14 protein-coding genes and 2 tRNA genes are annotated in these 12,708 nt (G+C 70.1%); 10 read left to right on the top strand and 6 right to left on the bottom strand.

Annotated features, from left to right (window positions below; all coding sequences use genetic code 11):
- The 3 genes from AC2D8W_RS21575 to AC2D8W_RS21565 form a co-directional block, all read right to left on the bottom strand.
- Positions 1–123 (bottom strand): GTP-binding protein (locus AC2D8W_RS21575; protein ID WP_484673264.1); only part of this gene is annotated, 123 nt, incomplete at its 3' end.
- 42 nt (positions 124–165) lie between these two features.
- Positions 166–239, bottom strand: a tRNA-Gly gene (locus tag AC2D8W_RS21570).
- Positions 240–292: 53 nt separating this feature from the next.
- Positions 293–379 (bottom strand) — tRNA-Tyr (locus tag AC2D8W_RS21565).
- A 136-nt stretch (positions 380–515) separates the two neighbouring features.
- Between AC2D8W_RS21565 and rlmB the strand changes: the two genes are divergently transcribed.
- From rlmB to AC2D8W_RS21540, 5 genes are all read left to right on the top strand, one after another.
- Positions 516–1,334 carry a 23S rRNA (guanosine(2251)-2'-O)-methyltransferase RlmB gene (gene rlmB / locus AC2D8W_RS21560; RefSeq protein WP_484673261.1) on the top strand — a complete coding sequence of 273 codons (819 nt, stop codon included), beginning with the start codon at positions 516–518 and terminating at the stop codon, positions 1,332–1,334.
- Between the two features lie 92 nt (positions 1,335–1,426).
- Positions 1,427–2,311: a helix-turn-helix domain-containing protein gene (locus AC2D8W_RS21555; protein WP_484673260.1), complete on the top strand. Its 885-nt coding sequence runs from the start codon at positions 1,427–1,429 to the stop codon at positions 2,309–2,311.
- A gap of 101 nt (positions 2,312–2,412) precedes the next feature.
- Entirely contained in the window at positions 2,413–3,429 is a 1,017-nt protein-coding gene (locus AC2D8W_RS21550) for a PEPxxWA-CTERM sorting domain-containing protein (protein ID WP_484673259.1), read from the top strand.
- Between the two features lie 56 nt (positions 3,430–3,485).
- Entirely contained in the window at positions 3,486–4,220 is a 735-nt protein-coding gene (locus AC2D8W_RS21545) for a PEPxxWA-CTERM sorting domain-containing protein (RefSeq protein WP_484673258.1), read from the top strand.
- Positions 4,221–4,327: 107 nt separating this feature from the next.
- A complete protein-coding gene (locus AC2D8W_RS21540; RefSeq protein WP_293484015.1) occupies positions 4,328–5,068 on the top strand; it encodes a TerC family protein in 741 nt (246 codons plus the stop codon).
- A gap of 27 nt (positions 5,069–5,095) precedes the next feature.
- Here AC2D8W_RS21540 and metG read toward each other — a convergent pair whose 3' ends face one another.
- Entirely contained in the window at positions 5,096–6,913 is a 1,818-nt protein-coding gene (metG, locus tag AC2D8W_RS21535) for a methionine--tRNA ligase (protein ID WP_484673257.1), read from the bottom strand.
- A 170-nt stretch (positions 6,914–7,083) separates the two neighbouring features.
- Between metG and AC2D8W_RS21530 the strand changes: the two genes are divergently transcribed.
- Complete coding sequence (locus tag AC2D8W_RS21530; RefSeq protein WP_484673256.1) at positions 7,084–7,542, top strand: hypothetical protein; 459 nt, start codon at positions 7,084–7,086, stop codon at positions 7,540–7,542.
- Positions 7,543–7,569: 27 nt separating this feature from the next.
- Here AC2D8W_RS21530 and AC2D8W_RS21525 read toward each other — a convergent pair whose 3' ends face one another.
- On the bottom strand, positions 7,570–8,175 hold the full coding sequence (locus AC2D8W_RS21525) for a hypothetical protein (RefSeq protein ID WP_484673255.1): 606 nt from the start codon (positions 8,173–8,175) through the stop codon (positions 7,570–7,572).
- A 27-nt stretch (positions 8,176–8,202) separates the two neighbouring features.
- Positions 8,203–8,556 carry a DMT family protein gene (locus tag AC2D8W_RS21520; protein ID WP_293484007.1) on the bottom strand — a complete coding sequence of 118 codons (354 nt, stop codon included), beginning with the start codon at positions 8,554–8,556 and terminating at the stop codon, positions 8,203–8,205.
- 75 nt (positions 8,557–8,631) lie between these two features.
- On the opposite strand from AC2D8W_RS21520, the gene AC2D8W_RS21515 reads away from it, so the two are divergent.
- The 4 genes from AC2D8W_RS21515 to AC2D8W_RS21500 are packed head-to-tail and all read left to right on the top strand — an operon-like array spanning position 8,632 to position 12,537.
- Positions 8,632–9,744, top strand: a complete 1,113-nt coding sequence (locus AC2D8W_RS21515; protein WP_484673254.1) for a polyamine ABC transporter substrate-binding protein — start codon at positions 8,632–8,634, stop codon at positions 9,742–9,744.
- Positions 9,741–10,883 carry an ABC transporter ATP-binding protein gene (locus AC2D8W_RS21510; protein WP_484673253.1) on the top strand — a complete coding sequence of 381 codons (1,143 nt, stop codon included), beginning with the start codon at positions 9,741–9,743 and terminating at the stop codon, positions 10,881–10,883. Before AC2D8W_RS21515 ends, AC2D8W_RS21510 begins: the two co-directional genes overlap by 4 nt.
- Positions 10,880–11,758 carry an ABC transporter permease gene (locus tag AC2D8W_RS21505; protein ID WP_484673252.1) on the top strand — a complete coding sequence of 293 codons (879 nt, stop codon included), beginning with the start codon at positions 10,880–10,882 and terminating at the stop codon, positions 11,756–11,758. The genes AC2D8W_RS21510 and AC2D8W_RS21505 overlap by 4 nt, the downstream gene beginning before the upstream one ends.
- Entirely contained in the window at positions 11,755–12,537 is a 783-nt protein-coding gene (locus AC2D8W_RS21500) for an ABC transporter permease (RefSeq protein ID WP_293484001.1), read from the top strand. The genes AC2D8W_RS21505 and AC2D8W_RS21500 overlap by 4 nt, the downstream gene beginning before the upstream one ends.
- Positions 12,538–12,708: the final 171 nt, after the last annotated feature.

Raw genomic sequence — 12,708 nt, 5'->3', positions numbered from 1 at the left:
CCCGCCGGTCTTCGCCAGAACCATGGTGATCGCCGCCGTCAGCGTCGTCTTCCCATGATCCACGTGCCCAATCGTGCCGATGTTGCAGTGGGGCTTGTTACGTTCGAACTTCTCTTTGGCCATCAGGGTCCTGCCGGCGTTGCCTAAACTCGCGTCTCAAGGAGCTGGAGCGGGTAGCGGGAATCGAACCCGCATCCTCAGCTTGGAAGGCTGCTGCACTACCATTGTGCTATACCCGCCAACCTCACCAGCGGGGGCCGCCGCAACTCCTCAGGTTCATCTCCAAAGCGCGTGGTGGGGGAAGAAGGACTCGAACCTTCGAAGCCATTACAGCAGCGGATTTACAGTCCGCCCCCTTTGCCACTCGGGACATTCCCCCAGCGCGCCTGGAGCCTCGTCGGGGACCTCGCGGCGAAGCCTCGCATCTGGCGCGTGAACAGGGCTTGAAGCGGCCGGTTCCACGGTCCAAAAGCGGCGGCCCGCCGAGGGGGCCCCAAATCGGAGCGCGTCTTATAGTGGCCTCGCCTACGGAACGCAACGACGCCCGGAAGGGCCGGAAATTCCGTCCCGGACGCGGCCCGTCCGGCCCCGGCCCGGGACGTCAGCAACGCGCCCACGCGACCCCCGCCGACGACTGGATCTGGGGCTGGCACGCGGTAGAGGCCGCGCTCGCCAATCCCCGCCGGGGCGCGCCCTTGCGCCTGCTGGCCACGCCCGACAAGGCGCGCCAGATCGAGGCGCGGTTCGGACGCCTGAAGGCCCTGGAGATCGCCGACGCCCACCAGATCGGGCTGGCGCTGCCGCAGGGCGCCGTGCACCAGGGCGTCGCCCTGCGGCCGGCGCCGCTGGAGGACGCCGACATCGCCGACTTCGAGCCGCGGGTCGGAGCCGTCCTGCTTGTCCTGGACCAGGTGACCGATCCGCAGAACGTCGGCGCCATCCTGCGCTCGGCGGCGGCGTTCGGCGTGACCGGACTGATCCTGCAGGACCGCCACGCCCCGAAGCTCGCCGGCGCCCTGGCCAAGGCGGCCGCCGGCGCCGTCGAGCGGACTCCGGTGGCCCGCGTCGTGAACCTGTCGCGGGCGCTGGACGAGCTCACGTCCGCCGGCTGGCGCGCGGTGGGGCTCGCCGGCGAGGGGGAGCGCGGCCTGCACGAGGTGCTGGACGGCGCGCCCACGGTGCTGGTCCTGGGTTCCGAGGGCGAGGGCTTGCGCCGGCTCGTCGCCGAGCACTGCGACGAACTGGCCCGGATCCCGATGCCGGGCGGATTCGAGAGCCTGAACGTCTCGGCCGCCGCGGCGATCGCCCTCTACGAGGCGGCCCGGCCCCGCTGAGGGGTGGATGACTTTCGTCAAAGACCCTGCGATCAAGCTGCGCCGTAACTGACGCGAGGTTGTGACCGCCGGTGGACCGATTCCCGTCACGATTGCTGCTGACGCTGAAGGCGCTGTCCATCAGCCGCGGAAGGCTCGCGGTGGAACTGGCGGTCGACAAGTCGGTGATCAGCCGCTGGCTGTCGGGTCGCCAGTCGCCATCCGGCGAGAACCTCGCGAACCTGACGTCGATCGTGGCCGCGCGCCGGCCCGGCTTCAGCCTGCTCGACTGGGAGGAGGCCGACGACACCTTCGCCGCCAAGCTGGGCCTGGGCCAACCGGCCGACGCCGCCGGGGTGCTCGAGACGTGGCTGCCCGCCGGCGTGCTCGCCGAGGCTCGCGCCCTCACGGCCTCGCGCGGCGAAGCCTACGAGGGGTTCTGGCGCACGACGCGTCCCGCCATCACCCAGCGCGGCCAGTTCATCCATGACCAGGTGATGATCCGCAAGGCGACCAACGGCTTCCTGTCGTTCCGATTGGGCGTGCAGGACATGCGCTTCGAAGGCTGGGCCTTCCCGACGCAGGCGCAGCTGTTCGCGTTCGGCGCCGACGAGCTCACGGGCATGTTCATCTTCGTCATCTTCAACGCGGTGTTGCGCAACCGCGCCCACGTGCTCGACGGCCTGTCCCTCACCTGCCAGAGGGTCGGCGGCGGCATGCCGGTGGCCGGCGCCGTGCTGATGGAGCGGGTCGGCTACCTGACCGCCGACACCGTCGCGGACACCGCGCAGCACGAGGCGTCGATCCCCCAGAATCCTCTGGCGCCCGAGGGATCGGTGCCGGACGAGATCCGCCGTCATCTGCTCTACGACATCGGCCCCACCGCCATGGCGGCCGGCGGCCCTGCCCTGCTCTCCATGCCGTTCGCCACATCGCTGTCGCGCGGTCCGCAGCCCGGCGATCCGCTGCCGCCCGGGGAGCCGCCGATTCTCGCCTGACGCGCGAAAACGCAACCAGACGCAACGGCTCGCAGGCCGCAGCGCCTACCGCGCCCGGCAGGCCGCCACATCATCCCAGGACAAGTTCAGGGGATGATCCGATGTCGCTTCTCGTTCGCGTCCTCGCGGCAGGCACAGCCGCGGTCCTGCTCGCCAACGCCGGCCAGGCCGACGCCGGCCAGCTCTACAACGCCACATCCGCGGCCGTGCCTCTCTCGCCGCCGAACACCGGCGTTCAGGTGCTCACCTCCGGCCTGGACACCACCAGCGCGGGCTTTTCCACGCCGACCCAGGCGCTGGGATTGGCCTATGGCGGCGGCGGCCTGTTCGCCAGCTTCGACGACCATTCGGTCCGCCGCTACAACGGCCTCGGCGTGATCACGCATTCGCTGGTGAGCGAGTTCGAGCACGACTTCGGCGCGCTGGCCTTCGGCGACGACACGGTCTTCGTGGGCTACCGCGCCGACTCCCAGTTCGGCGTCGGGTTCTACGGCGAGGACTTCTCGTACCAGGACTACATCGAGACGCCCGAGGCGGTGAACGGCCTGGCGTTCGCCGGCGACAGCCTGTTCGTCACCTACGGCGATACCCTGGCCAAGTACGATCTCGACGGCAACCTGCTGGATTCCGCCTCCTTCGCCGGCTTCGGGGTGGGCTTCCTGGCCGGCTCGCTCGCGTACGGCGACGGGGTGCTCTTCATGGAGTTCGCCCAGTTCGTGCCGCCGCTGCCGGGGACGTACGGGATCGGCTACCTGGACCCGGGCACGCTGCACTTCGACAGCTTCATCGAGGTCGGCGAGGACGTCCGCGGACTGGCCTACGGCGATGGCCGGCTGTTCGCGAGCTACGACTTCGCCGTCCGCAGCTACGACCTGGGCGGCGCACAGATCGACGCCTACGTCAGCGGGATCTTCGGCATGGGGGTCCAGAACGGCCCCCTGGCGTTCCGCGCCGGAGCTCCCTGCAACGCCCGCATCTGCGACGGCGGCGACCCACGCGGGGCCGTGCCCGAGCCCGGAACCTGGGCGCTGATGATCCTGGGCTTCGGCGCCACCGGCGCGGCGTTGCGCTCACGCCGGCGGCAGCCGGGCGCCGGACTCGTGGCCGTGCGCGCCTGACCGGCCCGTCACAGCCCCCTTCCCGTCCTTCGACGACCACCTGAGGAACAGATCCGATGAAGCTATCGTCACTCGCCCTTGCCGGCGCGCTGTCGCTCGGCCTGGCCAGCGCCGCCCACGCCGACTTCCCGACCTACTACGCTGATCAAACCGCCTTCACGGCGGCGGGCACGATCCAGCACGTCGTCGATTTCGACGGCTACGATCCGAACGCGATCACGGTGTTGAACAATGCCGAGACGTTCGGGCCGATGTCGCTGACCGGCTCCCCGCTCGTCGTGGTGGGCTCGGACAGCGTGTACCAGCCCGTCCGGAACCTGATCGCCAACAACAACCCGAACCTGGCGCTCACCGGCGACGTCAGCGGCGCCTACAACATGTTCAGCTTCCAGCTGGGCAATCTGGAGGGCTTCGGCGAGCAGGTGTTCATGTGGCTCTACACGAACGTCGACAGCTACGCCTACGGCCTCTACCCCGGCTCGGCGCCCGAGAACCTCACGTTCTACGGTTTCGTCGTGCCGCTGGGCGAGTACTTCACCGGCTTTTCCATGCACGCGACGAACCTGGACGGATTCTACCAGGACACGCCGATCGACCAGGCGCTGGCCGTGACGGACTTCCGGTTCGGGACCACCGCGTCGGCCTGCGGCAACCGCATCTGCGACGGCGGCGACCCCAGGGGCGCGATCCCCGAGCCTGGGACCTGGGCCCTTCTGATCGTCGGCCTCGGCTGCACCGGAGCCGCGCTGCGCGCCCGGCGACGGCCGCTCACGAGCGCGGTGCGCATCTAGACGCCGCTCCTGCCGGCGGGCGACCGACGCCCTGTCGAGGACGCCCGCCGGCGCCCCCCTGATGCAGAGGCTTGCGGCGGCCGCCGCACTGACGCATTGAGGCGCGGATGTTCGAAGAGCTGTTCAGCGCCTCGGCGCTTTCCGCCCTGCTCCAGGTCTTGATGATCGACCTGGTGCTCGCCGGGGACAATGCCGTGGCCGTGGGCCTCGCGGCCGGCGGGCTGCCGCCCGAACAGCGCCGGAAGGCCATCTTCTGGGGCCTGGTGGCGGCCGTCGTCACCCGGATCGGCTTCGCGCTGGTGACCACGCAGCTGCTCGGCGTGATCGGCCTGCTCTTCGCGGGCGGCGTGCTGCTGCTCTGGGTGTGCTGGAAGATGTGGCGCGAGCTGCGCGACCAGGCGTCCGCCGAGGAAGAGGCCGCCGAGGCGGCCATGGACTCCGACCCCGCCACCGAGCCCAAGGTCAAGCCGAAGACCTTCCGCGCCGCGCTGATGCAGATCCTCATCGCGGACGTCTCGATGTCGCTGGACAACGTGCTGGCCGTGGCCGGCGCGGCGCGCGAACACCCCGGCATCCTGGTGTTCGGCCTGCTGCTCTCCATCGCGCTGATGGGCGTCGCCGCCCACGCCATCGCCCGGCTGCTGCACAAGTACCGCTGGATCGGCTTCGTGGGCCTGGTGATCGTGCTCTACGTCGCGCTGCACATGATGTGGGAAGGCCACCGGACCATCGCGATCGATCTGGGCCGCACCGCCGAATACAACGCCATCGTGCCGGACTTCGCCGACATCACGCCCGAGGACGTGGCCCAGCACCTGCGGACGAAGTCGGGCGGCGGCGGGCACTGACCGACGGGCCTCCGCGCGGCGTCGGCGTCAGGCCGGCTCGGCCGCCGCCGGCCCGCCGAAGCGTTCCCGCCATTCGGCGACCTGCGCGTCCTCGACCTTGCGGAACAGAACCTCGGGCGCCCGGATCGGCCGGCCCGGGGACAGCGCCGTCAGGACGCCCTCGCCGTCCAGCGACGGCCAGCGCCCGGGGAAGGGTTCGCCCAGCGCCTCGGCGATCTTGCCGGCGGCGCCGGGGATGAACGGCTCGGACACCTTGGCGAACAGCGCCGCCAGGTTCAGCCCGTAGCGGACCGCCACCGCAGCACGGTCGCGGTCGGTCTTGATCGCCGTCCACGGCGCCGCCTCGGTCAGGTACTGGTTGCCCAGCACCCACAGCTGCCGGAGCGCCGTGGTGGCCTTGCGGCACTCGCGGTCCTCCATGTGGCCCGTCAGCTCGCGCAGCTTGGCCAGGACATCGGCCTCGAGCTTCTCGTCCAGCGCGCCCGGCGCCCCGCCCTCGGGCACGACGCCGTCGAACCGGCTCTCCGCGAACTTGCAGATGCGGTTGACGAAGTTGCCCAGGACGTCGGCCAGGTCGGCATTCACCTGATCGCGGAACTGCTCCCAGGTGAAGGTCGAGTCCGAGCTTTCGGGCGCGTTGGCGACGAGCCACCAGCGCCAGTAGTCGGCGGGCAGCAGTTCAAGCGCCTGGTCCATGAAGACGCCGCGCTTCTGCGAGGTGGAGAAGCGGCCGCCGTAGTAGTCGAGCCAGTTGAACCCCTTGAGGTCGTCGACCAGCTTCCACGGCGCGTTGCTGGCGGGCGTCCAGCGGCCGGCGGCGTCCCGGCGCTCGTTGACCCCCATCAGGGTGCAGGGAAAGCCCACCGTGTGGAACGGCACGTTGTCCTTGCCCATGAACTGCACATAGGTGACGTCGGCGGCGCCCGGCTCGCGCCACCAGCGCTCCCAGTCCTGGTCGTCCGGCGCGCGCCCCGCGGCCGCGGCCTGGGCGTCGGCCCATTCCCACGTGGCCCCGATGTACTCGATCGGGGCGTCGAACCAGACGTAGAAGACCTTGCCCGCCAGGCCCTCGACATCGGGCCGCCGGCCGTCGGGGTTGGGGCCCCAGTCCGCGGCGTTCACGGGAACGCCCCACGACAGGTCGCGGGTGATCCCCCGGTCCTGCAGGCCCTCGTCGAGCCATTTCAGGGCGATCGAGGTGACGAGGTTCGGCCACGCGCTCCGCTTGGCCTCGATGGCCACCCTCAGCCGGTCGGCGAAGAGGCTCTGGCGCAGGAACAGATGCTTGGAGCCGCGGATCTCGATGTCGGTCGAGCCCGACAGCGCGGACCGGGGATGCAGCAGGTCGGCCGGATCCAGCACGCGGGTGCAGTTCTCGCACTGGTCGCCGCGGGCCGCTTCGTAGCCGCAGTGCGGGCAGGTTCCGATCACGTACCGGTCGGGCAGGAAGCGCTTGTCCGCGAGCGAGTACACCTGCTGCGTCACCCGCTCCTCGATGAAGCCGGCTTCCCACAGCTGCTGCGCGAAGGTCTGGGTCAGCTTGCGGTTCTGAGCGGACGACGAGCGACCGAAGTGGTCCCAGGACATGCCGAAGGCGCGCCCCATGGCGTGCAGCTTCTCGTGGGCCAGGGCGCAGAATTCCGCCACGGGCATCCCGGCCTCGGCCGCGGCGAGTTCGGCCGGCGTGCCGTGCTCGTCGGTGGCGCAGATGTACAGGGTCTCGCGCCCGCGGGCCCTCTGAAAGCGCGCGTAGACATCGGCCGGGAGCATCGAACCGGCGAGATTCCCCAGGTGCTTCGCGCCGGCGGCGTACGGCAGGGCCGAGGTGATGAGGATGCGCGACATGGCAGAGGCTTCCGAAAGAACCGGGGCTTATAGGCGTTCGCGCGGCTTCGCCAAAGACGCGCGCACAAGAAATGCTCGCCAAGCCGCGCCATCCGCGCAAACTCCCCTCAGGGGCGAGCGATGCGACCGCATGAGTCGCATGACGACATCTGCCCCAGAAGGGAGCGACTATGCGCAAGCTGATCCTTGCGGCCGGCCTCCTGGCCGGTCTGTCCCTGGCCGCGTGCGGTGAGCAGAAGCCCGCCGCCGAAACGGCGGCGCCCGCCGAGGCGCCCAAGAAGTCCCTGGCCCGGCAGGCCCCCATGTACGCCGGCCAGGAGCAGGTCCTTTCGGTCCAGTCCGGCACGGTGACCAGGGACGCCGGCGGCGGCCTGAACCTCGAGGCCAAGACCACGACCGACGGGGCGGGCTGGACCCAGGTCGGGTTCCTGCCGCGCGTCTACGCCGCGACGCCGCCCGACGGGATCTACGAGATCGACGTGGTTGCGCAGAAGCCGGCGACGCCGGGCGCCGCCGGTCCGACCCCGGTCGACGTGAAGAGCGCCTGGGACCGGTACAAGGACGGCCGCGTGAAGGGCGTGAAGTTCATCTCCAAGACCAACGAGGTCGTGGCGATGGTCGGCGGCTGAGGTTCAGCCGCCGCCGCGGCGCCCGCCTCACATCGGCGGCTTGGCCCCGTTCTCACCGATCGACACCGAGCCGGCCATCAGCTGGCCGTTGGCCGTCTTCTGCACGACCATGAACACGGGCGTGCCCACCTTCACCTGGCTGCGCTGGCCGGGCGTGATCTGCACGATCGGGACGTTCGCCGGCACGCTGATGGTGCGCTTGCCGTACGAGTAGCTGACCTCGAGCTGGCGGGTGCCCTTGCGCCCGGCGACCACGGTGCCGACGGTGCCGTTGGTCATCATGGAGCCTTTGCGCAGGTCCCAGCCGTAGTGGCCCTCGCCCATCTTCACGCCGGGCGGGAAGACGTGCACCTCGAGCGAGCGGCCCGTTCCGTCCTTCTGCGGCATCTCGGCGGTGCCGATGAAGCTGCCGGGCTTGATCGCGTCAGGCGTCACGGGCTTCAGCACCGCCACCGTCCACTGCGGGGCCAGGTTCACCTTGGTGACGCCCTTCTGCCCCTTGACGGTCATCGAGCCGGCGTCCAGGGCCGTCACCGTCCCCCGCACCACGCTGGGCGCCGCCGGCGCCTGGGCCTGGGACGCCCCCGCCGCCAGGGTCACCGCGGCCGCCACGGCCATCGTCATCCGAAACATCTGATCATCCCCTCTGCGCGCTCGTTCTCAGAGCGGTCCTCTGAATACAAACCATGCCCCCAGGGCAATGAAGGCGAATCCGGCCGCATGGTTGATCGTCAGCTTCTCGCCCAGATACGTGACCGAGAACACCGCGAAGACGCCGAGGGTGATCACCTCCTGCATCGTCTTGAGCTCGGCCGCGGAATAGACCTGACGTCCGATCCGATTGGCCGGCACGGCCAGCCAGTATTCGAAGAATGCGATGCCCCAGCTCGCCAGGACCAGCAGCCACAGCGGCCGGTTGTCGACCTTCAGGTGGCCGTACCAGGCGAACGTCATGAACACGTTGGAGGCGACGAGCATCAGGATCGGGGCGATTGCGGTCCAGTTCGGGGTCATCTGCCAGTTTTCGCGCTTAACGAGGGGTCGGACCGACCTATAACCTGCGCCGGGTCCTGGAGGGGGAGAGTGGATATGCGCGGATGGATGACGGCGGCCGCCGCGGCCCTGGCCCTGGCCGTCTCCGCCTGTTCCCAGCCGGGCGCGAAGACCGACACAGCGGCCTCGACCGAGCTCCGCATCTACAACTGGTCGGACTACATCGACCCGGCGCTGCTCACCGACTTCACCAAGGAGACCGGGATCAAGGTCACCTACGACACCTTCGATTCCAACGAGGTGCTCGAGACCAAGGTGCTGCAGGGGGGCACCGGCTACGACATCGTGGTCCCGTCGAACCGGAACCTGCCCCGCTACATCCAGGCCGGCGCCATCCAGCCGCTCGACAAGGCAAAGCTGCCCGGCCTCGACAGGCTGGCGCCCGACCTGATGGCCAAGCTCGGCCGCTTCGATCCGGACGGGAAGTTCGCCGTTCCCTACATGCAGGGCACCATCGGCATCGGATACAACGAAGACGCCGTGAAGAAGCGCCTGCCCGGCGTCACCATCGACAGCTGGGCGATCCTCTTCGAGCCCGCCAACCTCGCCAAGCTGAAGGACTGCGGCGTCTACTTCCTCGACGCGTCCGAGGACATGTTCGCCATGGCCCTGGTCTACCTCGGCAAGGATCCGAACTCGACCAACCCGGCCGACTACGCGGCGGCCACGGACCTGATGCTGAAAGCCCGGCCCTATGTCCGGAAGTTCCATTCCTCGGAGTACGTGGACGCCCTGGCCAACGGCGACATCTGCGCCGCCGTCGGCTACTCGGGCGACGTGCTGCAGGCCAAGGCGCGGGCCGAGGAGGCGAAGAACGGCGTCAAGGTCGCCTATGCGGTGCCCAAGGAAGGCAGCGAGATCTGGTTCGACGTCTTCACGATCCCCAAGGACGCGCCGCATCCCGACGCCGCGCACAAGTTCATCGCCTTCATGCTGCGGCCGGACATCATCGCCCGCGCGTCCAACTTCACCCAGTACGCCAACGCCAACACCGCCGCGACGCCGCTGGTGGACGAGGCCATCCGGACGGATCCCAACATCTATCCCTCGAGCCAGCTCTCCCAGCGTCTGTTCGTCTCGACCACGCGCGACCAGGCCCTGCTGCGCGACGTCAATCGCCAGTGGACCAAGGTGCTGACCGGGCGTTGAGCGGCCGGCCCAACATCGGCGGGATCCGGTCGGCCTTCGCGCCCTGGGAGGATCCGGCGAAGGCGCCCCTCGTGCAGTACGAGGCCGTGTCCAAGGCGTTCGGCGACACGGCCGCCGTGCGCGACGTGACGCTGTCGATCTACGAGGGCGAGTTCTTCGCGCTGCTCGGCCCGTCCGGGTGCGGCAAGACCACGCTGATGCGGCTGCTGGCGGGCTTCGAACAGCCCGACGCGGGCCGCGTCCTCCTGGGCGGACGCGACATCGCCGGCGACCCGCCGCACCGGCGCCCGGTGCACATGATGTTCCAGAGCTACGCGCTCTTCCCGCATCTCAGCGTGGCGCAGAACATCGCCTTCGGCCTGAAGCGCCAGGGCGCGGCCCGGGCCGAGATCGACGCCCGCGTCGAGGAGATGCTGGCCCTGGTGCGCCTGGAAGGGCTCGGTCGGCGGCGGCCCGACCAGCTGTCGGGCGGCCAACGCCAGCGGGTGGCCCTGGCCCGGGCGCTCGCGCCGCGGCCCCGCATCCTGTTGCTGGACGAGCCCATGGCGGCCCTCGACAAGAAGCTGCGGGAGGAGACGCGGTTCGAGCTGATGAGCCTCCAGCAGTCGCTGGGCATGACGTTCCTGATCGTCACCCACGACCAGGACGAGGCGATGGTGGTGGCCGACCGGATCGCCGTGATGCGGGAAGGCGCCATCGTGCAGGTGGGCCGGCCGGCCGAGGTCTACGAAGCGCCCGCCGACCGCTACGTGGCCGGCTTCATCGGCGACGTGAACCTGTTCGAGGGCCGCGTCGCGGCGTCCGGAGACGGGCGGGTGCGCCTGCTGTCCCCCGAAGGCGCCTTCGAGGCCGAGGGCGCGGGCCCGGTCGGCGAAACCGCCTGGATCGCGGTGCGCCCCGAGAAGGTGGCGGTGCACACCGAGGCTCCCGCCGGCGGCGTCAACGTGGTGGAGGGCGCGATCCTCGACTACGGCTACCTGGGCGACTGGACGACCTACCTCGTGGAGGTCGCGCCCGGGGGGCGGACGCTCCGGGCGGCGCGCGCCAACGCGACCCGCACCGTCGAGCGGCCGCTGGGCTGCGGCGATCGGGTCTGGCTTTCGTTCGCACCGTCCAGCGCCGTGGTGCTCACCCGATGAAGCGGCGGGGTCTGGCGGCGCTCCTGCCCATCCTGTGGCTCGCGATCTTCTTCGCCTTCCCGTTCCTGCTGGTGGCCAGGCTGTCGCTGTCGGACTCGGCCCTGGCCATGCCGCCCTACACGCCGCAGATCGACTGGGGCCAGGGCCTGGCGGGACTGTCGGCCTTCCTCGCCGCCCTGGACGGCGAGACCTACGCCCGGCTCGCCCAGGACCGCCTCTACCTCGACGCCTGGCTGTCCAGCCTGCGCATCGCCGGCACGGCCGCGGCGCTGCTGCTGCTGGTCGGCTATCCCATCGCCTACGGGATGGCGCGCTGCCCGCCGAGGGTTCGCCAGGTGCTGGTGATGGCGGTCATCCTCCCGTTCTGGACCAGCTTCCTCATCCGCATCTACGCCTGGATCGCGATCCTGAAGCCCGCGGGCCTGCTGAACGCCGCGCTCGGCGCCGTCGGACTGCCGCGGATCGACATCCTGAACACCGAGGCCGCCGTCCTGCTGGGCCTGGTCTACGCCTACCTGCCCTTCATGGTGCTGCCCCTCTACGCGGTGCTGGACCGGCAGGACGACAGCCTGATCGAGGCGGCCGAGGATCTGGGCTGCACGTCGATGCAGGCGTTCTGGCGCGTCACCTTCCCGCTCTCGCTGCCCGGCGCAGCCGCGGGCGCCCTGCTCTGCTTCATCCCCATGGCCGGGGAGTTCGTGATCCCGGACCTGCTGGGCGGCTCCGAGACGCTGATGCTGGGGCGCGTCATCTGGACCGAGTTCTTCGCCAATCGCGACTGGCCCGCCGCGTCGGCGGTGGCGATCGTGCTGCTGGCGACTCTGGTGATCCCGATCCTGCTCTGGGAGCGCCAGCAGGCGAAGGTGCTGCGATGAGGCGCGGGCCGTCCGCCTTCAACGTGGCCGCCGTCGCGCTCGGCCTGGCGTTCCTCTATGCGCCGATCGTCATCCTGGTCCTCTACTCGTTCAACGCGAGCCGCCTGGTCACGGTGTGGGGCGGGTTCTCGACGCGCTGGTACACGGCGCTCCTCCACGATCAGCAGATGCTGGACGCCGTGTGGGTGACGCTGCGGGTGGGCGTGATCTCGGCCTCCGTCGCCACCGTGCTGGGCGTGTTCGCCGCCGTCGCCCTGACCCGCCACCGCCGTTCTCGGGTTCGCCCGGCCGTCGCGGGCGGGATCTACGCCACGCTCGTCATGCCCGAGGTGATCCTGGGCCTCTCGCTGCTGCTGCTGTTCGTGGCCGTGGGCGCGCCGCGCGGCTTCTGGACCGTCACCCTCAGCCACGCCACGCTCACGCTGGCCTACGCCACCGTGGTGGTGCAGGCGCGGCTGCAGAGCTTCGACACCAGCCTCGAGGAGGCCGCCCAGGACCTGGGCGCCGCCCCGTGGAAGGCGTTCATGCTGGTGACGCTGCCCGGCGTCGCCCCGGCCGTGGCCGCCGCCTGGATGCTCGCCTTCACCCTCAGCCTCGACGACCTCGTGATCGCAAGCTTCACCTCGGGCCCCGGCGCCACCACGCTGCCGATGCGGCTCTACAGTCAGGTCCGCCTGGGGGTGAACCCTGAGATCAACGCAATCTCGACCCTGCTCATCGGCCTCGTGGCCACAGGCGTCATTGCCGCCTACCTGATCCGGCAGCGACGCAGGGCGTGAATCTGGAATGCGCCGCAGGCGGTCCGGCGCGACGCTACGCGACCCTTACTCCGGCCGACGCCGGACCGCCTGCAGCCGACGTCTGCCCAGACGTCAGGCCCGGACCGCACCCCCGAGGGCCCGGACGTCGGAAACACACAAGCGTCCCGTCTCGGCACGCGCTTCCGACTT

The organism is Phenylobacterium sp. T106 (assembly GCF_057219735.1).
The sequence above is the reverse complement of the archived record's forward strand: the minus strand, read 5'-3'. Positions and strand labels throughout refer to the sequence as shown.